Source organism: Bacillus sp. Au-Bac7 (genome assembly GCF_021341655.1).
Taxonomy (GTDB): Bacteria; Bacillota; Bacilli; order Bacillales; family Cytobacillaceae; genus Niallia.
This window is the reverse complement of the sequence record NZ_JAJTTG010000015.1, coordinates 46,257-70,103: the sequence shown is the minus strand read 5'-3', so window position 1 is coordinate 70,103 and position 23,847 is coordinate 46,257. Positions and strand designations below refer to the sequence as shown.

20 protein-coding genes, 17 tRNA genes and 2 pseudogenes are annotated in these 23,847 nt (G+C 37.9%); 37 read left to right on the top strand and 2 right to left on the bottom strand.

The features are described 5' to 3' along the window. The first annotated feature begins 266 nt into the window (after positions 1–266). From LXM54_RS23670 to LXM54_RS23615, 12 genes and pseudogenes are all read left to right on the top strand, one after another. Positions 267–1,001, top strand: a complete 735-nt coding sequence (locus LXM54_RS23670) for a carotenoid biosynthesis protein (protein ID WP_233318069.1) — start codon at positions 267–269, stop codon at positions 999–1,001. After that, on the top strand, positions 998–1,660 hold the full coding sequence (locus tag LXM54_RS23665) for a lysophospholipid acyltransferase family protein (RefSeq protein WP_233318066.1): 663 nt from the start codon (positions 998–1,000) through the stop codon (positions 1,658–1,660). Before LXM54_RS23670 ends, LXM54_RS23665 begins: the two co-directional genes overlap by 4 nt. Before the next feature lie 14 nt (positions 1,661–1,674). Then, on the top strand, positions 1,675–2,781 hold the full coding sequence (locus tag LXM54_RS23660; protein WP_233318061.1) for a glycosyltransferase: 1,107 nt from the start codon (positions 1,675–1,677) through the stop codon (positions 2,779–2,781). Beyond that, positions 2,778–4,250 carry a phytoene desaturase family protein gene (locus LXM54_RS23655; protein WP_233318060.1) on the top strand — a complete coding sequence of 491 codons (1,473 nt, stop codon included), beginning with the start codon at positions 2,778–2,780 and terminating at the stop codon, positions 4,248–4,250. The genes LXM54_RS23660 and LXM54_RS23655 overlap by 4 nt, the downstream gene beginning before the upstream one ends. A gap of 171 nt (positions 4,251–4,421) precedes the next feature. Beyond that, positions 4,422–4,832, top strand: a complete 411-nt coding sequence (locus LXM54_RS23650) for a DUF1801 domain-containing protein (RefSeq protein ID WP_233318057.1) — start codon at positions 4,422–4,424, stop codon at positions 4,830–4,832. A gap of 229 nt (positions 4,833–5,061) precedes the next feature. Next, positions 5,062–6,105, top strand: a pseudogene (locus LXM54_RS23645) (helix-turn-helix transcriptional regulator). Between the two features lie 1,024 nt (positions 6,106–7,129). After that, entirely contained in the window at positions 7,130–7,477 is a 348-nt protein-coding gene (locus LXM54_RS23640; protein WP_233318054.1) for a PadR family transcriptional regulator, read from the top strand. Next, the gene (locus LXM54_RS23635) at positions 7,464–8,462 is read left to right on the top strand and encodes an HAAS signaling domain-containing protein (protein WP_233318051.1); all 999 of its coding nucleotides are present in this window, start codon (positions 7,464–7,466) and stop codon (positions 8,460–8,462) included. The genes LXM54_RS23640 and LXM54_RS23635 overlap by 14 nt, the downstream gene beginning before the upstream one ends. A gap of 218 nt (positions 8,463–8,680) precedes the next feature. Continuing rightward, a pseudogene (locus LXM54_RS23630) lies at positions 8,681–8,850 on the top strand (helix-turn-helix transcriptional regulator). Then, positions 8,847–9,236, top strand: a complete 390-nt coding sequence (locus LXM54_RS23625; RefSeq protein WP_233318047.1) for a hypothetical protein — start codon at positions 8,847–8,849, stop codon at positions 9,234–9,236. Before LXM54_RS23630 ends, LXM54_RS23625 begins: the two are co-directional and overlap by 4 nt. 253 nt (positions 9,237–9,489) lie before the next feature. Beyond that, positions 9,490–9,702, top strand: a complete 213-nt coding sequence (locus tag LXM54_RS23620) for an ATPase (RefSeq protein WP_233318044.1) — start codon at positions 9,490–9,492, stop codon at positions 9,700–9,702. Between the two features lie 810 nt (positions 9,703–10,512). Then, positions 10,513–11,145 (top strand): trimeric intracellular cation channel family protein, encoded by a 633-nt coding sequence (locus LXM54_RS23615; protein WP_233318041.1) that lies wholly within the window; start codon positions 10,513–10,515, stop codon positions 11,143–11,145. Positions 11,146–11,556: 411 nt separating this feature from the next. On the opposite strand, the gene pdxR is transcribed toward LXM54_RS23615, so the two are convergent. After that, positions 11,557–12,954 (bottom strand): MocR-like pyridoxine biosynthesis transcription factor PdxR, encoded by a 1,398-nt coding sequence (gene pdxR, locus LXM54_RS23610; protein WP_233318038.1) that lies wholly within the window; start codon positions 12,952–12,954, stop codon positions 11,557–11,559. Between the two features lie 139 nt (positions 12,955–13,093). On the opposite strand from pdxR, the gene LXM54_RS23605 reads away from it, so the two are divergent. The 25 genes from LXM54_RS23605 to dltD all read left to right on the top strand — a co-directional run bounded on the left by LXM54_RS23605 (position 13,094) and on the right by dltD (position 22,739). Next, positions 13,094–13,621: an ECF transporter S component gene (locus LXM54_RS23605; RefSeq protein WP_233318035.1), complete on the top strand. Its 528-nt coding sequence runs from the start codon at positions 13,094–13,096 to the stop codon at positions 13,619–13,621. Between the two features lie 267 nt (positions 13,622–13,888). Next, positions 13,889–13,963, top strand: a tRNA-Glu gene (locus LXM54_RS23600). A gap of 6 nt (positions 13,964–13,969) precedes the next feature. Continuing rightward, positions 13,970–14,045, top strand: a tRNA-Val gene (locus LXM54_RS23595). A 7-nt stretch (positions 14,046–14,052) separates the two neighbouring features. After that, positions 14,053–14,128, top strand: a tRNA-Thr gene (locus tag LXM54_RS23590). 16 nt (positions 14,129–14,144) lie between these two features. Beyond that, a tRNA-Lys gene (locus tag LXM54_RS23585) sits at positions 14,145–14,220 on the top strand. Between the two features lie 5 nt (positions 14,221–14,225). Next, a tRNA-Leu gene (locus LXM54_RS23580) sits at positions 14,226–14,310 on the top strand. Positions 14,311–14,328: 18 nt separating this feature from the next. Next, positions 14,329–14,403, top strand: a tRNA-Gly gene (locus LXM54_RS23575). A 15-nt stretch (positions 14,404–14,418) separates the two neighbouring features. Further along, positions 14,419–14,507 (top strand) — tRNA-Leu (locus LXM54_RS23570). 18 nt (positions 14,508–14,525) lie between these two features. Continuing rightward, a tRNA-Arg gene (locus LXM54_RS23565) sits at positions 14,526–14,602 on the top strand. A 3-nt stretch (positions 14,603–14,605) separates the two neighbouring features. Beyond that, positions 14,606–14,682 (top strand) — tRNA-Pro (locus LXM54_RS23560). Between the two features lie 19 nt (positions 14,683–14,701). Further along, positions 14,702–14,777 (top strand) — tRNA-Ala (locus LXM54_RS23555). Between the two features lie 4 nt (positions 14,778–14,781). Further along, positions 14,782–14,874: transfer RNA gene (locus LXM54_RS23550), tRNA-Ser, on the top strand. Between the two features lie 22 nt (positions 14,875–14,896). Continuing rightward, positions 14,897–14,970: transfer RNA gene (locus LXM54_RS23545), tRNA-Met, on the top strand. Between the two features lie 3 nt (positions 14,971–14,973). Next, positions 14,974–15,050: transfer RNA gene (locus LXM54_RS23540), tRNA-Asp, on the top strand. 3 nt (positions 15,051–15,053) lie between these two features. Next, positions 15,054–15,127 (top strand) — tRNA-Trp (locus tag LXM54_RS23535). Positions 15,128–15,207: 80 nt separating this feature from the next. Beyond that, positions 15,208–15,281, top strand: a tRNA-Gly gene (locus LXM54_RS23530). A 4-nt stretch (positions 15,282–15,285) separates the two neighbouring features. Beyond that, positions 15,286–15,362 (top strand) — tRNA-Ile (locus tag LXM54_RS23525). Positions 15,363–15,382: 20 nt separating this feature from the next. Continuing rightward, positions 15,383–15,457 (top strand) — tRNA-Asn (locus tag LXM54_RS23520). Positions 15,458–15,998: 541 nt separating this feature from the next. Further along, a complete protein-coding gene (locus LXM54_RS23515; protein WP_233318032.1) occupies positions 15,999–17,741 on the top strand; it encodes a sensor histidine kinase in 1,743 nt (580 codons plus the stop codon). A 77-nt stretch (positions 17,742–17,818) separates the two neighbouring features. Further along, positions 17,819–18,490: a response regulator transcription factor gene (locus tag LXM54_RS23510; protein WP_233318029.1), complete on the top strand. Its 672-nt coding sequence runs from the start codon at positions 17,819–17,821 to the stop codon at positions 18,488–18,490. Positions 18,491–18,507: 17 nt separating this feature from the next. Further along, the gene (locus LXM54_RS23505) at positions 18,508–18,654 is read left to right on the top strand and encodes a teichoic acid D-Ala incorporation-associated protein DltX (protein WP_233318026.1); all 147 of its coding nucleotides are present in this window, start codon (positions 18,508–18,510) and stop codon (positions 18,652–18,654) included. Between the two features lie 17 nt (positions 18,655–18,671). Continuing rightward, positions 18,672–20,174: a D-alanine--poly(phosphoribitol) ligase subunit DltA gene (gene dltA / locus LXM54_RS23500; RefSeq protein ID WP_233318023.1), complete on the top strand. Its 1,503-nt coding sequence runs from the start codon at positions 18,672–18,674 to the stop codon at positions 20,172–20,174. Continuing rightward, entirely contained in the window at positions 20,171–21,328 is a 1,158-nt protein-coding gene (gene dltB / locus LXM54_RS23495; protein WP_233318011.1) for a D-alanyl-lipoteichoic acid biosynthesis protein DltB, read from the top strand. Before dltA ends, dltB begins: the two co-directional genes overlap by 4 nt. A gap of 14 nt (positions 21,329–21,342) precedes the next feature. Beyond that, positions 21,343–21,579 carry a D-alanine--poly(phosphoribitol) ligase subunit DltC gene (gene dltC / locus LXM54_RS23490; protein ID WP_233318009.1) on the top strand — a complete coding sequence of 79 codons (237 nt, stop codon included), beginning with the start codon at positions 21,343–21,345 and terminating at the stop codon, positions 21,577–21,579. Further along, positions 21,579–22,739, top strand: a complete 1,161-nt coding sequence (dltD, locus tag LXM54_RS23485) for a D-alanyl-lipoteichoic acid biosynthesis protein DltD (RefSeq protein ID WP_233318008.1) — start codon at positions 21,579–21,581, stop codon at positions 22,737–22,739. The genes dltC and dltD overlap by 1 nt, the downstream gene beginning before the upstream one ends. A 693-nt stretch (positions 22,740–23,432) precedes the next feature. Here the strand turns inward: dltD and LXM54_RS23480 are convergent. Then, positions 23,433–23,816 carry a RidA family protein gene (locus LXM54_RS23480; RefSeq protein ID WP_233318005.1) on the bottom strand — a complete coding sequence of 128 codons (384 nt, stop codon included), beginning with the start codon at positions 23,814–23,816 and terminating at the stop codon, positions 23,433–23,435. Positions 23,817–23,847 lie beyond the last annotated feature (31 nt).

The following is a 23,847-nucleotide window of genomic DNA, read 5'->3' as shown; positions in this document are numbered from 1 at the left end:
AGGCATTTCTATCGGGAACCTAAACTAACCGTCTCTACTGAAAAACTAATGTCTTCTTTAAGCTTTTAAGGTTGCTAGGAAAATCAAAACCTAACAATTAATGGCTGAATAGAATGCTGCGTTCAGGAGACAATGTAGCCGTTGGAAATGCAAGTGCTTATAAAAATGTAATTAGTCTTCAAGCAGGAATATTCATTTCTATATTTGTCTCGTCTTTGTATATAGATAATGTAAATATTTGCTTAAATAATGAGAAGGAGAGTTCTATGAGTTTTGGCAATGTTCTATTTCGTTTTTTTATATTTTGGTATATTTGCGGAGTGATTCTTCTCACTTTTGATCTGCTGCCTGCTTGGCTTGAATGGGCGAACGCTATTTTTCTAATTTTAAGCGGCCTTTTGGCAATAGTTTATTTCTCTAAAAAGTTTGGAAAAAAAGCTGGATCTTTGATTAGTGTGGTTATTTTCCTGTTTTCCTATCTTGCAGAATTCATAGGATCATCTTATGGAATTTTATTTGGAGATTATTATTATACCAATCGGTTTGCTCCCAATCTATTTGACGTGCCAATAGCGATTGGTTTTGCATGGCTAATGGTAATGGGAACCTCTCATGCATTGGCTTGTGCTATCACAGAAAAGAAATGGCTTCAGCCGATTATCGGTGCCTGTGTTGCTGTAATTATCGATCTAATTATTGATCCTGTCGCATTTAAACTAAAACAATATTGGATATGGGAGGAGGATGGAGTGTACTATGACATTCCATTCAGCAACTTTTTAGGATGGTTTATTGTGGCACTTGTTCTTCATGTATTTATCTTATTTTTCTCACCAAACAAAAATATTTTCTGGGAAAAACGGATGTTTTTACTATTTGCCCTTACAATAACCATGTTTGTTTTGCTTGCAGCAACCGGTAAACTTCTTTTTGCAGGCATCCTGACAGCCTGCCTGGCAGGACTGACACTATATGCTGCTATAAGAAGGAAACGAACATGATTGAAGCTAAAAAAGACGTTGTTTTTAATAAACTGTTTTCTATTTTTCATAAGAGAATGCTTGCCTTCTCCTTTGATAAAATCTATTGGCAAGAATCTAGTAAACTGCCGTCCTTTCCTGGCATATTTGTCTGCAACCACTCTTCCTGGTGGGATGGGCTCATCTACTATCAGCTGACGAAGACTGTTATTCTGCAGGATATGTATATTATGATGCATGAACAGGGACTGAAGCAGTTTCCATACTTTAAAAAACTTGGAGCCTTCTCAATTGACCGCTCCAGCCCAAAAGAAATTTTAAAAACAATGAGGTATGCTGAGGTGTTGCTGAAACAAGGAAAAAGTGTATGGCTTTTTCCTCAGGGTGATGAGTACCACCTGGAAAAACGCCCGCTGCAATTTCAGCCAGGAACTTTATATCTGCAGGAAAAGCTTCCCGAAATACCCATTATACCTGTCTGCTTCTACTATTCTTTTGCACACAAACGAAAGCCTGAAGCATGGATAAAAGCAGGAAATCCATTGTATAGCAATGACCTGCCGGGAGATTCGAGGTTTGAAAAAACCTTATTACTTGAAAAGAAATGCACTGACGCGTTGGATGGCTTGAAAAACGATGTGATCAGCGAAAAAACGAAGCATTTCGTAAACTTACTGTAAGGAGCAATGTCTAGATGGTTCTATTTTTAATCACCAGTCTCTTCCTATTTTTCCTATGGACATTGTGGAATATGAGCGGACTCCCAGGTCTGCCTGCTCCTAATATAAATAAAAACTTTCAGCCGCTTGTGTCAGTTTTAGTTCCGTTAAGAAACGAAGCACGGAACGTGGATGGACTAATCAGCAGCCTTAAGTCATTAACATACCCTCATCTGGAAATCCTTCTTCTGGATGACGGCTCAACAGATGAGACTTTGTCCTTGCTGCAGGAAAAAACGTTAGGTGACAGCCGTTTTAAGATTTTAAGAGGGAGAGAACTTCCAGCAGGGTGGGCTGGCAAGGTGAATGCCTGTCATCAGCTGCAGGAAAAAGCAAAAGGAGAGTATTTCCTTTTCATTGATGCAGATGTCCGTCTAAAATCGGGAGTGATTGAAAAAGCACTGACACTGGTAAAGAAAGGAAATGCCAAGCTGTTAACAGGGTTTCCCTCCTTTGAAGTTCCAGGAATTTTGAGCAAGCTTCTGATTCCGATGATGCATTTTGTTGTGCTATTCCACCTCCCGATTCATCTTGCGAATAAGGGCAAGATGCCTGCCGCAACGGCTGCCAATGGAGTATTCATGTTTTTTGAAAGAAGGGCCTATCTAGAAATAGGCGGCCACGCTTCAGTCCAGACTTCTATAGTGGAAGATGTTCATCTGGCAAGACAAATGAAGAGATCAGGAGGCAAAGTCTGCTTGGGCAATATAAGTAATGACGTTTCATGCCGGATGTACGAACGGAATAGTGAGGTATGGGAAGGTTTTATAAAGAATATTTTTTCAGGCCTTGGCCGTTCTGTCATGATGGTGATGGTCTTAAGCGTATTTTATGGCTTTTTTTATGTGCTGCCTGGGGTTTTATTGGTATACGGGCTATGGATGTTCCAGCCGCTCTATGTGTTTCCTTATCTCCTGATTGTCCTGCAGCGCATGTTAGTGGACTGGAAAGCAAATCAGCATTTATCTCTATCATTTTTCATGCCGTTGTCGGCAGCAGCACTGGTTATTATCATGAATGCTTCTATGTGGAGATGGATCAGGAAAAAGCCTTATAGCTGGAAAGGGAGACAGTATTCATGAAGAAAAAGGTGTTAATCATTGGCGGCGGACTGGCAGGATTGTCAGCAGCCATAACGCTAGCCAACAAAGGATTTGATGTAGAACTGTTCGAAAAGAATAAGCATTTCGGAGGTAAATTAATGCCTGTAGCATTAGGGGATTATACTTTTGATTTCGGACCGAATACCATCACCATGCCAGAGGTATTCCGGAAAGTGATTGAACAGACAGGTGACAAGGCTGAAGACTATTTCCATATGATTAAGCTTGAATATCATACGAGAAATGTGTTTTCTGATGGAACGTCCTTTGATCTTTCGAGCAGCAGGGAATATATGATGCAGCAGTTGAATCAGATGGATCCTGCACATAAATATGATGATTTTTTAAAAGAGATTACAAGATTATTTAAGTTATCTGAGAAACACTTCCTGCCAAAAACATTTCAATCATGGCAGGATTATTTGTCGCCATCACTTGGGGCAGCTCTCTTGCAGGTGAGGCCGCTGCAAAGCCTCAACAGCTTTTTTCGGCAGTATTTTTCACATCCTCATGTACTTCACGCTTTTAATCGATATTCGACTTACATTGGCTCGTCTCCCTATAAGACTCCTGCCACATTTGCCATGATTGCCTATCTGGAAATGATTGGCGGAGTTTATTATGTCGAGGGAGGTAATGTGAAAATTGCCGAAGCCTATGCAAAAATAGCAAAAAAACTGGGTGCTAAGCTACACGCCGACTCACCTGTGAAAAAAGTCATCGTAAAAAACAAAAAAGCAATAGGCATAGAGCTGGAGGATGGGGAGAAAATACATGGGGATTATTTTATTATGAATGCAGATTTACTCAAAGCTTATCCCGAGCTGGTTAGCGAAAGCGACCGTCCCTCCTTTCCGAACTCAAAGGCAGCAGGTCTATCACCTTCCACATCAGCTTTTGTAGTCCTTGCAGGTGTTAACAAACGGTTTTCAGAGCTGAGGCATCACAATGTCTATTTTTCCGATAACTATGAACAGGAATTCATTGATCTATTCAAACACAAGCAGTACAGCAGTGAGCCTACCATTTACATCAGCAATTCTTCCTATACAGAGCCTGACCGTTCGCCAGGGGGAAGCAATCTTTTTATACTGGCAAATGCTCCAGCCCTTCCTGCTGATGGAAAACTGCAGGTGAATCCGGAAATGTATAAAGAGCTAATTTATCAAAAACTCTCAACCTTTGGACTTGCGCTGAAGGATAATATCGTAGAAGAAAAAGTTTATACACCTTCCGATATCGCTGCTCAATTCGGCTCATTCCGCGGGGCGCTTTATGGTCTATCTTCCAATCGAAAAAAAGATGCCTTTTTACGTCCCAAAAACGTGAGCAAGGATATCGCCAATCTCTTTTTCGCAGGAGGAAGCACACATCCTGGCGGCGGGTCGCCAATCGTGACATTGAGCGGTATGAATACGGCCAATTTAATTATTAAGGCAGAAAAATAGCTGGAAAAAAGCTAGAGAAGCACGTCATTGTTTCTCTAGCTTTTCTTCATCTTATAAAAAGTTTTTAGGGAAACATCTTTTTGCATGAAATGGGGCTTGTTTTCTAGAATGTAATAATGATGACAATAATGTAAGTAAGTATGTACACAGAGAAGAGGAGAGAACCCAGATATGTATGAACCGAAGATGAAAGAAACGGACAACAGTGTCATTGGATTTATAGAAGATGTGGAAAATGAGAAAAAGAAGGCAGATGCCTATCAGTTATTAAAAATTTTTGAAGAGGTAACTGGCTATGATGCAAAAATGTGGGGTCCAAGTATTATAGGCTTTGGCAGCTATCATTATAAGTATGCATCAGGACATGAAGGAGATGCGCCTTTAGTCGGTTTTTCTCCAAGGAAGGCAAAAATTAGTCTTTATTTGGCCTATGAAAGTGATGAAAGGGAAAAATTATTAGAAAGCTTTGGTAAACACACGAAGAGTAAGGCTTGTATTTATGTGAATAAATTAGCTGATATTGATACAAATGTGTTAAAGGAACTAATTAAATATACATTAGAAACATATCAGAACGACTAAAGTTATTGCCATAGTTCCAGGCTTTATGCCCTATTAACTTTTTATAATAGCAGGAATGTATAAATTAAGCGATTTATATAAAAAGAGGTATAATACAAGCTTTTTTACGTAAAAAGGATAGGAGATAAGATGAACACAAGAAATATCAAAAAATAGAAATTAATACCTCTTATTATGTATATAGGAGTGAGACAATATGAATGAACAGGTACAGCTTATGATTGATTAGATTGAAGCTAATTTAAAAAATCAATTTTCCTTAGATGAACTTTCAAGTTATATGGGATATTCCCCTTACTATTGTTCATTTAAATTTCACCAGATAACTGGAATAAGTATAAGACGTTATATTCTTCTTAGAAGATTGTATTTATCTACGGAAGACCTGGCGAAAAATTAAAAAATTATCGATGTTACAATGGATTATGATTACTCTTCACAAGAAGTGTATAGCAGAGCATTTAAAACTATTCTTGGTATCAATCCTAGAGAATACCAGATTAACAAGTTTCCTGTTCAATCAGTTGTTAAACTCACTCTTGATAAGAATGGGGAGTGGTTTAATATGAATATTTCTAAAAAAATGGAGGTTGAAAAGCTACTGCATGAGCAGAGTGATCTCTTTGATAAAGATGTAATACATATATTGAATGGGCAAGTTATGTATGAGGAGTTTAAAGATAACAAACTAATGGGAAATGCTGATTATGCTCCATTTAATGAAGCAATGTGTATGAACGAAACTACTGAACGTATTTTTGAGAAAGAGTTTATATATACTCGCGCTACTGGCCATCATGAACTAGTAGAAGGATATATGGAAAAAGTTATAGTTCCTTTAGATAATCTTTTTAATAAAGAGTATAAATGTATCGTATTGTGGTTTGGAGAAGACATGTTTTGCCAAATGAATCTGCTAACTATACTTTCGTATCTGGAGCAGTCAGGCTACAAGGGAAAAGTGTTCTTAAATAGTTTCAGAGAGGATGAGTTTAAAGTTAATCAAACGGAAATTAAATTAGGTTGTTATGATTCGGTATATAAAGAAGTGTTGGTTAATCATACTAAACCATCTCATGAACTAGTCCCGGTTATGTATCAAGCAATAAACATGTATTTAGAAATGCTAAGAGAAGATAATGAGGTGGTGAAATTTATCAAAAAAAATAAAGATATATCAACAAATGAACTAATCCAGAAGTTGTTTAATCTTTTCCCAACAATAGGTTACGGAGATACACAATATAAAGAGATAATTAGTAAAATTAGATGAGGCTCAGTAGCAATAACACAATCCCAATATTGTGAACTAATTCTATATTTTTAAGGGGCTTTCTCTATTAAAAGGAAAGTCCCTTTATTTGTTTCGTTTTCTTTTAGACAAAATGACTAACCTTTAATTGTAATAGACAATAATATATAGTTTTCTACATTAATTGTATTCTTTACCATTTGTACAACTAATACGACTTTTGTCCATCTTAATAGGTTGACCTTTTTACATAAAATATTTTTTTGAAATTTTTTTTAATTATACAGTTTCTGATTATTTCAAAACATTAATTAAAAACTTAGAAAGAGCTTAAAGTGTTTTAATATAGAGTTGGATTTGGAGAACAATTGAATGAAATAATATCATTTAATGCAACGGAATAATTATTCCATCTGCCGCCAAAAAACCTGTAGCCATAAGCTCTTGTTTCTGCGACAGTCGTTAAAAAAAACCAGAAATTATCTCCGTTTCTAAGATACATATACGTGAAACGATACAAACAATGTTGAAGACCCCAGGGATTTTGAGTATTGGGAAGAATTTGTTGCATATATCCCATAATTTAAGGTTCACTCCTTATTGAAATTAGACATATAACCAGTTTATGCTCCATGATAAATCTGGGTTGGGTATATACCCTGTGAGTTTAAGAAAAAGGTTGATATGAGGTATGAATTAAAACATATATTAATTAATTGTTGCTTTCTAATGTGTTAATTTGAAATGATTATGCCTTTTTAGTATGTTTGTTCTGGAACTACATGACAGCGTTAATGAAAGAAAAATAATTTAATTATCTTTGAAAGGCTAAACACTCAGCTTTAGCCTTTTTATTATTTTTTTAGCTATATACAACTTCGTATTCCTTATTCCATCGTTTGCGTACCATACTTGCCATTCTCTATTTTTTACTAAATTTTTTAAACTTATCCACTCTGCTTTTGTGTCTAAAATAGTGTATGACGCATAGTATAAGATAAATACTGTATAACATCTAGCAAAGAAAGAAAAATGAGGTGGGTGAATGAGTAATTTATTGAATTCATTAACGACAGAGCTAAGGAGAGGTACGTTGACATTAGCTGTTTTAAGTCAATTAAGAACCCCCCAGTACGGATATTCACTTGTTCAGATATTGGAGGGATCAGGTATTTCCATTGATCAAAGTACCTTATATCCATTGCTTCGCCGATTAGAAAAACAGGAGTTGGTGTCGAGTAGTTGGGATACAGCAGAGAGTAGACCCCGTAAATACTATGTTTTAAGTGAATATGGGTTAGAGATATTTTTGCAGTTAGAAAAGGAATGGATTAAGGATTCAAAGGAGCTTTATAGGTTATTAAGGGGAGAGGAAGATAATGAATTTAATTGAGGTTTATATTCAGGAGGTTACTCGAAGGCTGCCGGAAAAGAATCGTGAGGATATTGCCCTTGAGTTACGGTCAACGATAGAGGATATGCTTTCTGATGATTACTGTGAGGAAGATGTAAAGAAGGTTCTTGAAAAACTAGGGAGTCCGGTCACATTGGCCAGCCGTTATCGGGATCGGCCAATGTACCTGATTGGACCGCGTTATTTTGATGTATATGTGACCTTATTAAAAATGATTTTGCCGATTGCCATTGTTATTTCATTAATCTCGGTTATTGCAGAATATTTTGTTGATTACAATGGACAGGGAGCAGTCATTAATGTGGCTCTGGATATTACGGGGTTTGGCATATGGAGAATGATTGAAGTAGGAATCCAAACATTTTTTTGGTTAACTCTTGTTTTTGCTGTTATCGAAAGAACAGATAAAGGAAAAGATGAACAGCCACTAACTGCAAGCCTAAAAAAATGGACACCTGATGATTTGAAAAACATCGCTTATATTCCTAAGAAAAAATCCATTTCAATGTTTGAGGTATTTGGTAGTTTAATGTGGACGGCCATTTGGGCAACTATTTATTTTTACGCAGACCATCTTGTTGGTATCTATAGAGGAGGAGAAAACCGTCTTGAATTCATCACACCAGCGTTTAATCAAGAGGTCTTGCTCCAGTATTGGCCAATTGTTCTTATCGTAATTTGTTTGGAAATCATATTGGCTATTTATAAATTAATCAAGAGTCTATGGACCAAAGGAATGGCCATCTCTAATGCGATACTCCAGTTGATTTCAACCATTGTTTTCATCGTGATTTTCATTAATCCCGATTTAATCGCACAGAATTTTATTACTGATATGACTGATTTATTGGAGATAACATCTAACCAATTGATATCATGGATTATTAGCGGCAGCATTTTCTTCTTTATAGTATCTGCGGCAATCAGTGTATTTGATGGATTCCGCAAGGCAAGAATTCATTAATTCGTATTTCCTTAATTAGAGTAAACAGGGAGTTAAATTGAATAGCCATCAGGCTGCAGAAGCAGCTTTTTTTTGTTTCTGAAGAAAAAATGGAAGTGAATAATGGGGGTTAATTAGAGTGAATGTCAGATCTTCTGCTGATTAAGCTATCGGATGCGTTAGTTAAAGAACAGGGATAAGTACTTAGGTTTTTATTTATTATGCGTGTCTCTTGAGATATTACTTTAAAGGGAAATTTAGCAGAATTATGTAATGTTAGTAGACAGACAATCATGCAATTGAAAATAACAAATATGACCCGAGTTTACAATTAGCATTTGATATTGCAAAAAGTCTAGGGGTATTAGTTGATACATTATTTTTGAATGAAGGGGGAAAAGGAGAATGAAAACAAGAACAATCGGTACAATAATATTTGGGTTAGCTTCAATAGTCGTAGTAGGATTCACAATTTATAAGATATCGATAGGAAAAGAGACTGGTTTAAATGAAGTTATTACAATTGGAGCTTTGTTGATAGGTTTCTTTTCAACTATGACTTGGGGGACGAAGGAAGAGAAAGACGGTATATTGCAAGATGAAGAGCTTGGGCAAAGAATTACAGAGAAAAGCTCCAAGATAAGTTATTTTTTGCTCACGTTATTTATATTTGCTGCTGTGTTTATAGACAACATACTAAATGACACTTTGAATATTCTGCTATTGTTATTATTAGGATTATCGATGATAACCCTTCCTTTTATAGAATATCTATATTCTAGGAAATACCAATAAAAAGGATAACCAAAAGTTTTAAAAAAAGACAGTTAGCAACTTGCAATTATCTTTTAAAGGGAGAAACTTGGCAGTATTTCTGTAAAAGCAGTACTTTCTTGTGGTACAAACAGGGTAGGATATTCCTATAAGGTAGCTTTAATTTATGAAACTAAATTAGCCGATAAACGTATAATGATAGTATTAAATCAAAATGTAATTGAAAAAATGAATATATAATTTGAATTAATTATTATAGTTGGAGGTGGAGTTTGTGAGTAAATACTTTTGGGTTCCCTTTACTGCAGGATTTGCAACAGTGGTACTTCTATATATTGTTGGAACTATTACTGAAATAGATATTCTTATGTTTAGAGTTTCACTCTCATATACTGAAATCTCTTTCTTCCCAATTATTGTTGGAATTTTGGTTGGGTTAATAAGTAAACAAATTATAAGATATAAATCTAAAGTAAACACTTTATAACCACTTAGGTTCCTATCAGGTTTTTTATTATCCTCATTCATACAATTGATAAAGTTATAATGACACTATTAACAAAACTGCAGCTCATACTTGCAGGTCTTTTTATTTTCTCTAAAACTTTTCTTTAAAACTTGAAACTAAGTAGAATTGACGAGTTTATGAATAAATTTAGTTAAGCTAACAGGAGCGATAGTTTATGAACAGGGATAATTATATATAGTCTAATTTATATGCAGATTCTTTGAGTTTTACCATGTTATCTAGATGCCACGAGGGAAATGTCCAATAGAGCTCAAGATTCTTAATTGCTGCCAATAGGAACGCTCCCTAAAAATCAATGGACATGTTACCAAGAAAGGGGTACCTATACAGCCAATAAGAAAGTGTTTAAATTTGGTGGTGAATACGTCTAACCCTTCGATATATAAGGGATCAGGCGTATTTTTATTATATTCAATTTTCATTCAAATAAGGATTAACGAGTTAAAGCTCATTTACTGCGTGTTCAAAAGGTATAATAGTTTGATTATTTCCCTGTCTTTTCGCCACGGGCAAGTATTCTAGGAACACGATTGTACTGAAAAGATAACCTTTTTTGTTGAAGGAAATGTAATGCGAAAAGACAATCTAGGATGGTTGCTTCAAAGCGAAATAATAATTAAAGATAAATGTTTGATTGGCTTAGGTAGAGAGTTTAAGAGATTTATAATGGCCCAATGAACAAAAAATAAATTTAGGTTGTATAAATGCATAGTCAGAATTTATAATTATATGGGTTATTAAAGAAATAAAGATAGGAGCAAAAGAGTTATGTCCTGGGACATTTGGAATTATCTCGGCACTATCGCATTTGCGATTAGTGGGGCGCTTATTGCCTCGGAAGAAGATTATGACCTGATCGGATACTATGCATTAGGCTTTATAACTGCTTTTGGAGGCGGAGCTATACGGAATTTATTGATAGGGGTGCCAGTTTCGGCATTATGGGAACAAAACACATTATTTCTACTAACATTCCTATTGATTACGGTCATATATTTTATACCTATTCAAAAAATTGTTAGTTGGAAGCATTGGTATTATTCATTTGGTCTAACAGATGCGGTTGGATTAGTGGCTTTCGCCATTCAAGGTGCTCTTTACGCGAAAAATTCAGGATTACCTGCAAGTGCTAGTATTGCTTCTGCTTTATTAACCGGTGTAGGTGGAGGTATCATTCGAGATGCCTTAGCGAAAAGACAGCCATTTGTTTTTAAATATGAACTATATGCTTTTTGGACTATCATTACGGGGGCTTTAATAGGTCTTAATTTTATTAATGGGACTATCGAAACTTACGTATTATTTATAGTAATTGTTGTCTTAAGGATGTTGTCTTTAAAATATAAATGGCATATTCCAAGGCCAAAAAGACAAGCATCTAATACTGAAAAAGCAATTTAATCATAGTGAAATTTTCTTCGAGCAGGGCACACCAGATAAAAAAGAAGTCTGGGATAAGCATTGTTGCAGGAACTTTTTATTGAAATAACTCCTAGTGAGTGGCTGTTTTATTTAAACAGGAATAACAGTGAAGATTTGTGTTATGAATGATTTAGTTTTATAAGGTTTAAATCATGCTGCCGCAACGGTAGCTTTTTTTTATGTGAAAAAAGGGTTATTAAAAAGATCAAAATTGATAAAATCGCTCCGTCAAAAATTAAAGCCTCGAAAAAGACTTTTGAACACCCAAAAGGGGGATTTGTTATCTCAGAACTACAGTTAGGAAGAGGGTAACTAAATAAAAAAACTGTCAAAACCACATAGTCATAAAAATACCGGAAAGCTCTTCCGGCATTTTATGACTGCCTTTAATTATTTTGCTATTCCCCAACACTGCATTAATTGGTGAATACTGTCCTCGATTTTTTCTAGTGGAATACCGCCAAATCCTAACAAAAATGTTGGATACTTATATTCTATTGGTTTTAACAGATAATCAGTTACCGGGTAAATGGCGATGGAGCTTTCTGCCGCAATTGTTTTTAACTCCTTTTCTCTTTTCTGCAGGGGAAGGGAAATTAAAATATGCATCCCAGCCTGATCTCCGGTGATAATGACTTCAGGATAATCTGTTTTAAAGATATGGGTCAGTTTATCAAGCTTTTTATGGTAAATTTTCCGCATACGGTTTAGGTGTTTTGAAAAATAACCGTCTTTCATGAAGCTGGCTACTATATGCTGGTCAAATCTCGGAACTGTTGCTGAATAATAACTGAAAGTTTCTTTATATTTTTTTAGCAATGTTGAAGGCAAAACAAAATAAGCCACTCGTAATGAAGGCATTAATGACTTGGTAAACGTACTCAGATAAATCACCTTATCGTTTTTGTCCATTCCTTGCAATGCGGGAATCGGTTTTCCAGTGTAACGAAATTCACTGTCGTAATCATCTTCAATGATGTAGCGATTTTCAACTTTTGCTGCCCAATGCAATAACTGTGTTCTTCTCGTGGCGGAAAGAACTGCACCTGTCGGAAATTGGTGCGAAGGTGTGATGTAAACCACATTTGCGTTTGTTTTTTTTAGTTCATCTACAATTAATCCATCTTCATCAACTGGAATCGGAATTGCTTTGTTTTGCAGATGAATTCTTGGGATTGCTGAATAGCCAGGATTTTCGAGGGCGAAGTTTGAATCATTTTCAAGCAGCCTTAAAATCATAGGAAGAAGTTGTTCCGTCCCAGAACCAATCACTATTTGCTCCGGTTTACACACAATCCCCCTTGATTGATAAAGATATTTTGCTATTTCAGTCCGTAACGCGTATTCTCCTTGGGGTTCTCCAATCTGCAGCAGCTCCTTGGAAGGAAGATCATATAGATTTTTTGCATATTTTCTCCACTGTGAAAAAGGAAAGGAATCTGTATCAATTTTTCCTGGGTGAAAGTCGAACTGGATAATTTTTTCCTCAGTATCCTCCACTGGCAGCTCGACCTGCTCTGTTCCGATATAAGGTAATTCATTAATATCCTCTACAAAAAAACCAACCCGCGGTTTTGAGACAATAAAGCCCTCTGCAATCAGCTGAGCATATGCAACTTCTACGGTTGTTTGACTGATATTTAAAAATTCGGCCAACTTTTTTTTAGATGGCAGCTTCGTTCCAACTTCAATTTGTTGGCTCAAAATGGCGGTTTTAATTCCAATATAAAGCTGTTCATACAAGGGTTTTGTTGCATGTTTATTCAATTCAAACATAAGCATATCCATTCAAGAATCCTCCTCTCTGACCATGTTATATTTTAAAAAAGTGGCACTTTTTATATTGTCAGATTTCATTATACTAGTAATCATTAAAGAAGTGGAGATTCTTTTGAACACACACTCCGAAATAACGAGGGGGATTTACATGTTTACGACAGAACATAATAAAACGAGAACTCTGGTTCTTAATGCACTTTTTATTACCTTAACTTTCCTAGCTACTATGTTTATCAACATTAGGCTGCCACTGATGGGTAACGGGGGCCTCATTCATTTAGGTAACGTGCCGCTTTTGATTGCTGCCTTTGTATTTGGTAAAAAATCAGGCGCAATAGTGGGAGCCTTCGGAATGGCTCTGTTCGATATTGTTTCAGGCTGGACATTATGGGCTCCGTTTACATTTGTTATCGTTGGTGCAATGGGATATGTAGCTGGCCTTATTGCTGAAAAGATGCCTGGCAAAAAGGTATACGTACACGTACTGGCAGTGGCTGTTGCCCTTATTATCAAAGTTGTCGGCTACTATTTTACAGAAGTTATCCTTTATAGCAACTGGATTCAGCCGTTCGGCTCTATCCCAGGTAACATCATGCAGCTCGTTATTGCCGGCATCATCGTCGTGCCTCTAGCAAATGGGTTTAAGCAAAGAATTGGGCGTTCTAAATCAATCTAGTTTTGATGACCGGCTCTGTCCGGTCTTTTTGTTCGAATACTTTTGTAGCGTGAAGTTTTTAATGAAGCGGGAGTTAGCTTAATATCAGTAAAAGTGGTGGCTAAGACCCAATTTAAAATGTCTAATCCACATGGAGGGTTAGCCACTTATATAAATTTATTTAAAAAAACTATAAAAAATATGTTGACGAATATAATATAGTTTTTATATAATAACTTTTGTCGCCAAATAAGAAGTTTACTTGGCTACTAGAATTAATGGTAAACTGGCCCATTGGTCAAGCGGTTAAGACACCGCCCTTTCACGGCGGTAACACGGGTTCGAATCCCGTATGGGTCACCAATATTTGGAGGATTAGCTCAGCTGGGAGAGCATCTGCCTTACAAGCAGAGGGTCGGCGGTTCGATCCCGTCATCCTCCACCATATAAATGCCGATGTAGCTCAATTGGTAGAGCAACTGACTTGTAATCAGTAGGTTGGGGGTTCAAGTCCTCTCGTCGGCACCATCTTTTAAAATGAGATGAGTCATTAGCTCAGTTGGTAGAGCATCTGACTTTTAATCAGAGGGTCGCAGGTTCGAATCCTGCATGACTCACCATTTACGCGGGTGTGGCGGAATTGGCAGACGCACTAGACTTAGGATCTAGCGCCGCAAGGCGTGGGGGTTCGACTCCCTTCACCCGCACCATTTAATTTCATACTCTAAGCGGAAGTAGTTCAGTGGTAGAACACCACCTTGCCAAGGTGGGGGTCGCGAGTTCGAACCTCGTCTTCCGCTCCAATTTTTAAAAACAATGCCGGGGTGGCGGAACTGGCAGACGCACAGGACTTAAAATCCTGCGGTAGGTGACTACCGTACCGGTTCGATTCCGGTCCTCGGCACCATTGTTTTTCGAAAATTTAGCGCCCGTAGCTCAATTGGATAGAGCGTCTGACTACGGATCAGAAGGTTATGGGTTCGACTCCTTTCGGGCGCGCCATATCGGGAAGTAGCTCAGCTTGGTAGAGCACTTGGTTTGGGACCAAGGGGTCGCAGGTTCGAATCCTGTCTTCCCGACCATTAATATCCCAAAAATAACGGGGCCTTAGCTCAGCTGGGAGAGCGCCTGCCTTGCACGCAGGAGGTCAGCGGTTCGATCCCGCTAGGCTCCACCAATACGGAGGAATACCCAAGTCCGGCTGAAGGGATCGGTCTTGAAAACCGACAGGCGGGTCAAACCGCGCAGGGGTTCGAATCCCCTTTCCTCCTCCATTAGTTAAATAAATAATATTATCGCGGGGTGGAGCAGTCTGGTAGCTCGTCGGGCTCATAACCCGAAGGTCGCAGGTTCAAATCCTGTCCCCGCAATCTGGTCCGGTAGTTCAGTTGGTTAGAATGCCTGCCTGTCACGCAGGAGGTCGCGGGTTCGAGTCCCGTCCGGACCGCCATTTAGGAGTATAGTTTAAAGGTAGAACAGAGGTCTCCAAAACCTCCGGTGTGGGTTCAATTCCTACTACTCCTGCCAATAATATTATTATGGCAGGTGCTTAACAGTTCGAATGAACCAGTTTAGCCATATCTTAAATCTTTTTTACAACCTATTATGCGGGTGTAGTTTAATGGTAAAACCTCAGCCTTCCAAGCTGATGTCGTGAGTTCGATTCTCATCACCCGCTCCAATATGGGCCTATAGCTCAGCTGGTTAGAGCGCACGCCTGATAAGCGTGAGGTCGATGGTTCGAGTCCATTTAGGCCCACCATATAATACATACTTTTTTGTTCCGCAGTAGCTCAGTGGTAGAGCAATCGGCTGTTAACCGATCGGTCGTAGGTTCGAGTCCTACCTGCGGAGCCATTTTTTTATCTATTTAAAATACTGAATATTCAAACATATTAATGTGTACCTATAGTTGTTTTGATAGAACTACGGATTTTTAAGTCAATATAAGTGTTTAAATCCATTAATCGTTATTTGTTAGGCTTATGTCTAGTTAGCTAAACCGAAAATATTCCTTTAATAATATAATAGAGAGGTTTAGTGAGCATTAATCGATGAAAAGATTAATGCTCCTTTTATTGTGGAATTAACTGAAGCATCTAGTAGAAGAAATGTGAAAAAGGTTAACTTTGTGTAAGGACATTAATCAGTGCAGGCAGGCATCTAATTACTAGATGTTTTTTTATTTTAAATAAGTAGTTGATGTTAACAAGGCTGTCTAGAACATACATCTATTTTGCCAATGATACCTTCATTTCTGATGGAAATGCTCAAGTAAAAAAAGTTCCATAACTTCAAAAAGATGGTTACTATATGAAGTGGTGTTTGTGGACACACAAAAAACATACGAATAGCTTAAGTTATTAATAAACAGTCGTATGAAATAAAGGAGTAGAACATGAGAAAACGCGGTATTACCGTTAAATTATTTGCTGTAACAGCTTTATTCTTTTTGGTGTTTTACGCCATGATTATGATATTTCAATTGTCATTATTTGATCGTTTCTATCAGCATCATAAAACGAAAGAAGCAGCAAATCGCATACATCAATTAGCAGAAGGTTATGAGGAAAACTCCTGGAGCGAAGCGGAACTGACAAAACAGACTTTATCTTACATGAGGAAGTCCAAAAGTCCGTTGACGATTGTGGACGAAGAAGGTTTTCAGTTAGTTCAGGATCCGTTTAATATTATGCTGGAAACAGGAGATGGAAATGTAGTAGAAGTATCGCTGTCCTTACTAGTCTCGTCTTACGGACAACAGTTACAAGCATTGAATATCAAAGAGGGAGATACATTGATTGTTCGAGGAGAACCAGATGCTAAGGTTCCTACGGTCATTTATCCATCTGTTATTACAAAGAATTCGTCAAGTGCAGGGGAAGATCCAATCGAAAATGAAGTGGCTATTGAAGGAAAGGTAAAAAGCATTTCGCTGCCTAAGGGTGGAATGATTAATAGAGGACTAGGAATACTCTATGATGCGTTGTTGGAATGGTTCCCGCTTGAGGAGGAACAGTTAAAGCAGCTTACTGAAGGGGAAAGTCTGCAGTTGGATTGGGTGGAATCATGGAGTGGAAAACATAATTTAGTACTAATTGAGCCAATTAAGAAAGATGGAGAAATGCAATTTATGTTCTCTGTCACATCTATTCAGGAAATTAAAGATACCAATGAAGCACTTCGAATATTTTATATATATATCGGCATTATTGGGTTTATTCTCATCATTTTGTTGTCGCTATTCTATTCCCGTCTTGTCAGCAGACCATTGATTAAATTGAATGAAATGGCAAAAAAAATGGTGCATCTAGACTTCTCATCGGCGAAGCCGATTAAGCAGAAGGATGAGCTTGGGAGCCTTTCGAACAATATGCTTGTTATGGCACAGAATTTAGATGTTGCATTAAATGACTTGAAACAAGCTAATGGAAAGCTAAAACGTGATATGGAAAGACGTGTGCAGATGGAAAAGGAGCAGCGCGAGTTCTTCGAGCATGCGTCCCATGAACTGAAGACGCCGCTCAGCATTGTCAAAAGCTTCGCTGAGGGGCTGCAGGATGGTGTTAGTCCGGATAAGCATGACCACTATGTAGAAGTGATCATTGAGGAGTCAGAAAAGATGGAAGTGCTTATTAAAGATATGCTCGATTTGGCTAAGTTGGAGAACGGTGCGATTAAACTAAGAAAAACATCTTTTTTGCTTAGTGAAATGATTGAGGTATTGGCCTCTAAATTATTCTGTATTGCACAAGAGAAAAATGTTGTCATTGAAATCATGCCGAAGAATGAACAGCATATTTTGGCGGATTATGAGTGGATGGAACGAGTAATGCAAAATCTTCTTATTAATGCGGTTCGGCACAGTGAGCCTAATTCTGTTATTGTGATTCGAATTGAATTGGATCAGGAAAATGGCGGTTGTGTGTTCAAAATTGAGAATAAAGGCCAGCAAATACCAAGTGAGCATCTGGATAATATTTGGAAAAGGTTCTATAGGACTGAATCTTCGCGAAGCCGAATGACAGGTGGTACAGGCTTAGGGTTGGCGATTGTCCAGCAAATACTTAACTTGCATGGATTTCATTATGGTGCGGAAAACATGCCAGACGGTGTACGTTTCTATGTTCATTTCAAATAATGGTAATAATTTCTTATTAGGACACATGAAAGACATATAACCTTGTTAATATCTATAAATTGGAAGGAAGATTCACGATGGGGAAGAAAGTATTGCTTGTCGAGGATGAAGTGAGAATTCGAGAAGTTGTAGCTGATTATTTCAAAAAGGACGGTTGGGAAGTGTATGAAACGGATAATGGCAGCAGTGCGATAGATTGGTTTGATGCCATTTATCCGGATTTAGTCATTCTCGATATCATGATGCCGCAAATGGATGGATTTGCTGTCACCAAGCAGGTACGAATGAGTTCTGGTGTACCGATTATTCTGCTGACAGCGAAATCCAGTGACGATGATAAAATTCATGGTTTTGAACTTGGGGCCGATGATTATGTTACGAAGCCATTCAGCCCAAAAGTATTAGTAGCACGTGCTAATTCTTTAATGAAACGGGCAAACGAACATTACTTGCCGACTGGTCATATGCTAAGCTTCGGTGAAGCAATCGTTAATACGAAGTCCCATCAGCTTCAGCTCGGGGGCCAACAGGTCGAATTGACGCCAAAAGAATATGAATTATTGGTGTTCTTGCTTCAGCATAAAAATAATGTCCTTTCACGGGAAACAATTTTGAATCACGTATGGGGATTTGACTTCGATGGTGATAGTCGAGTTGTGGATACACATATAAAAAAGCTAAGAGCTAAATTAAGCTTTGAATCACATCATATCCGGACTGTTATTGGAACCGGCTATAAATTTGAATAAAAGAAAGGAGAGAGAAGATGAATAAGCTTAAACAGCTGTATATGCACACTGGCGTCCGGTTTGCTTTACATACTTGTTTTTATTTGGCTATCCTCGTTACCTTATTTTTGATGTACGGCTTCCATACGGCCAATACTGGCAACTATATTTATAATGATTTCTAAATGGAGAAGATAATAAAATGAAACTTTTAACTCGTATTGCACAGCATGCGGAAAGAAAACCGAAGCATATTGCATATCGTACAGAGGATCAGGTGCTGACCTATGGAATGCTTTGGGACAAATCGAGGAGACTAGCAAGCTTATTACATGCCATTCAGCTCGAGCGGCAGACGCCAATTGTTGTGTATGGACATATGGCAACTGATATGCCGGTAGCGTTCCTTTCCTGTGTGCAGGCTGGATACCCTTATATACCGGTAGATACATCCATTCCAATGGAACGGGTGCGTCTTATCGTCGAAAAATCTGGTGCTGGATTAGTAATTAATACAACAGATAGCAAGCTGGATTTTGATAGTGTTGCAGTTTTACATATGCTAAACCTGGAATTGGAACAAGAAGAGCTTATTGGCGATGAGTACTGGGTCCATCTTGAAGAAGTTTTTTACACCATTTATACTTCCGGCAGTACAGGAAATCCGAAAGGTGTTCAAATAACTGCAGCAAATCTGCAATCTTTTACCGATTGGATGACAGGTGACTTTCCATTAGATGAAGGAAAAGTATTCTTGAATCAGGCGCCTTTTTCATTCGATTTGTCTGTGATGGACTTTTATCCAGCGTTACAGAGCGGAGGCACCATTCATGCGCTAGAGAAAGATGTAAGCAATAAGCCGAAGCTTTTGTTTGAGAACTTGAGCCGCTCTGCCTTGCAAGTGTGGACATCGACACCATCCTTCGTGCAAATGTGTTTTCCAAATCCAGATTTTAATGACAAGATGCTTCCAGAGCTTGAAGTATTTCTTTTCTGTGGAGAAGTACTGCCGCTAGCTGTGGCCAAGGAGCTGAAAGCACGTTTCCCAAAAGCAAGGATTTTTAATACCTATGGGCCAACAGAAGCAACAGTGGCTGTGACGTCTATCGAGATTACAGAAGAATTGCTTGCGAAAGAGAAGGCTCTGCCAGTTGGCTACCCAAAATCTGATATGCGTATTTTCGTTGTGGATGAATTGGATAATCCGTTGCCAGAAGGGGAAAAAGGGGAGCTAATTCTTGCTGGGCCAAGTGTGTCAAAAGGCTATCTAGGTGAGCCGCTACTGACAGAAAATGCATTCGGCATGATTAACGGAATGAATGCCTATCGTACCGGAGATGCCGGCATTATTCAAGACGGGTTGGTGTACTGCCAAGGCAGAATGGATTTTCAGATCAAGCTTCATGGCTACCGGATGGAGCTGGAAGAGATTGAGTTCCACCTTAATCAGTCTGATTTTATTAAGGCTGCGATTATTATTCCTTATGCACCAAACGAAGAAATTGAATACTTGATTGCGGCAGTTGTGCCGGCGGACCATGATTTTGATAAGGAATACAAACTGACAGCTGCAATCCGCAAAGATCTTGCTCTGCGCTTGCCAGCATATATGATTCCGCGTAAGTTCTCGTATCATACTTCTATTCCAATGACGATAAATGGAAAAGCAGACCGCAAGAAAATGAAGGAAGAGGTATTCGCATGACCCCGTATAGCTCGTTCCTTTTCTTTATTATTCTAGGTATCTTGCTTCTGCCGACAATGATACTCGGCATAATGGGCAAGCGCCTGCGTTATTATAATGTTTTTGTCTCAATTGTTGTATTGGCTATTATATTTTCAGGAGGGAACGCGGGCTTTTTCTCATTAGTAGTCTTCACCATCCTTCAAGTTATATTGGTCAAAGGCTATATTTCGTATCGACAGACAAAGAATAGCAGCCTCGTATTCTATGTAATAAGTTTTCTATCCATCCTGCCTTTAATTTTATCCAAGATTTTACCGATTTTGGCAGTGGATAATTGGGCTAGTTTTCTAGGTATCTCTTATCTGACATTCCGAGCTGTCCAAATTATTATTGAAACAAGAGATGGTTTGATTAAGCAGCAGCTCTCGATTTTTAAGCTTGTTAATTTTATGCTGTTTTACCCGACAATTTCCTCGGGTCCTATTGACCGCTTCCGCAGATTCCAGAAGGATGAAGAAAAGCGCTGGAAACCGGAGGAGTACAAAGAGCTGCTATATAAAGGGATCAACAAAATCTTCCTTGGGTTTTTGTATAAATTTATAATCGGCTATTGCATTAATACGTACTTCATTATGAATCTAGATTATATAGCAGATGGTAAGTTTTCATATCACCTGTTGTACATGTACAGCTATAGCTTGTACCTATTCTTCGACTTTGCCGGCTATACGGCATTTGCAGTCGGAGTCAGTTATATAATGGGTATCCGGTCACCGGAGAACTTTAATAAACCATTTATCAGCCGCAACATCAAGGATTTCTGGAACCGATGGCATATGTCACTGTCGTTCTGGTTCCGTGATTATGTGTTCATGCGCTTTGTCTTCATCATAAAGAAGAAAAAATGGATACAAAACAAAATGCTCGTTTCGAATTTAGGTTATATCCTGCTGTTCCTGCTGATGGGAGCATGGCATGGATTAGAAATTCAGTACATCATTTATGGAACATATCATGCCATGATGATGACCGGATTTAATTTCTTCGAGACTTGGAATAAAAAACATAAACGCTGGCCAACAGGAAAAGCAATGACAATGGTGTCTATCATCATCACTTTCCATGTCGTTTGCTTCGGTTTTTATCTGTTTTCCGGCAAACCATTTCAATAAAAGGGGATATATAAATGAATTTTAAAGAAGAAGTACTACAAGTTATTGCAGAAGTTTGTCAAGATGATGTTGTGAAAGAAGAGCTTGATTTGGATTTATTCAATTCAGGACTAATTGATTCTTTTGGAACAGTAGAATTACTAGTTAAATTCCAGGATCAGCTTGATATTAATGTACCAATTACGGAGTTCGACCGAGATACATGGAATACACCAAATGCTATCGTTGACCGTCTGAATGAGTTGAAATAATGAAGAAAAAGTATTTGTTTGGACCAATCATTCTTGCATTGGTCCTGTTTGCCGGGGTTGTATTCGTACCCGTATCATGGCTGGCTAAGTTAGTTCCTGCTGATCGCTTGGAGGAATCGGCTATCAGTCTGGAGCCAAATATGTTTCAAGGAACCTATTTACAAAGTGAAATGCTCAAACATTCAAAGTATGTTCCGATTTATGGTTCTTCAGAATTATCGCGCTGGGATCCATTCCATCCATCAAATTATTTTGAAACGAACGCAGCTCCCTTCACACCTTATTTAGTAGGAAAAGGCGGAATGACCTCTATTATTCACGACTTAAACTTTGCAACCCATGCCGCTCGATTGAAGAACAAGCAAATGGTCATCATCGTATCACCGCAATGGTTTGTAAAGCATGGTACAGACGAGCAGCATTTTGCACCAAACTATTCCTCTCTGCAAGCATACGAGCTTCCTTTCAATAAGGAAGTGGACGAGCAGGTGAAACGAAAATTGATGCAACGCCTGATGACGTATAATGCAGTCAAGAATGATACCATTCTTTATCAGCTTTATGACGCTTATCTGAATGATAAAAAGATTAAGTTTAATATTTTATCAGTTCCTGCAAAGACCTATCTTTCCGTACTGAAGAAAAAGGATTTGTACTTCACACTTCTGAATGATTCAACCACTAATAGGCATCAATCAGCTGAAGTCAAGGACAAAACATGGGAAGAATTGCAAACACAAGCTGATTCTTATGGAGAAGAACGAACACAGCATTCCGAATTTTATATTGATGACAAAGTATATAATCATAAGAAGCACTCCATCAAGGAAATGAAAGGAAAAAATAAAGGCCGTTCCTATGCAGAATCACCAGAATACGATGATTTCCAGCTGATGCTTGATATACTCAAGCAATCTGGCGCCGAACCGCTTTTTGTCATTATCCCGGTTAATGGCGCTTACTATGATTACACAGGCTTTCCCGAAAAAGGCCGGCAAGACTATTACACTCGTATAAAGACACAAATAAATGATAGCGGATTTACTTACGCCGATTACTCTGACTATGAATACGAGCCTTATTTTATGCGTGACACAATTCATATCGGCTGGAAAGGCTGGGTATATTTAGATGAGGATATGCAGAAATTCCTTGAATAGCAGGAAGGGACGATTCACCTAATGGTGGGTCGTTTTTTTGCTATGAACAGTCTCGATTTTGCTAATAAGTAAAATTTACTACCAATAAATATTAAAAAATATCATAAGAAAATTATCCACAGAATTATCACTTTACTCACAAAAACATCCCATTATTGATATTCCATTATATTCTTAAAGCTGCCAAGTGGTAGATTTTTTATTTATTGTTAATAAAATGGCGGCATATCTTATTAAATGAAGATAAACTTTCTTGTGTCGCAAACGTGGCAGATTTGTTCAAGTGAAAATATTCAAAAATAATGGAGGTGGTAGGGGAGTAATACCATGGACTGTACTTTTAATTAATTCCTATCTAATTAGACTAACGATTTTTCCATTTCTTTTAACCCATTAATATCTTGTTCATTATTAATTATCATCTAATGTCTCCTAGTTTCGTTATCTCGTATCTTTATAATGCTTATTATATATGGTAATAAGCGATAATTAGATACGGCCTTTCTCATATGTCGTATGAGGATATGGCGTAATCGAGGCAGGTTTATGACAAGCAATAAGGAATTACAGATAACAATATTATCTGTAATGATACTTGCTTTTATTTCATTCAAAATCATTACAGATTTAATTGTTATAATATGACCTAAATAGGGTTGACATAATTTACTTTGTGTTTAAAATGTAGCTTGCTTATTCAGCGTGTGCGACAGCCTTGACTTCAATCAATTGCTCCGGGAATGCCAGGTAAGTCACGCCGATGAGGCTGCCGGCTGGTCTGTGTTGTTCTAGATATTCCTTGAACAGACTGATGACAGGCTCGGAGTGCTCTTGCGGATTTGTTAGAAAGATTTCCACATAAGCGAGGTTGGACTTCGTGACACCAAATTCCTCCAATACTCTATCGAGGTTCTCAAATGTTTGTCGCGTCTGAGCTTCAATATTCTCCTTGCCAATGAACATACCATCCTTATCGTGGGAAAATTGACCAGAAATATAGATAGTACCGTTGACGCTGTATCCTTGTGTAATGCCGTGATCCCATAGGTCGTGATTGTAGGTTTTAATATTAGTCATTTTTTCTCTCCTTTATTTCAAAGTAAGGTAA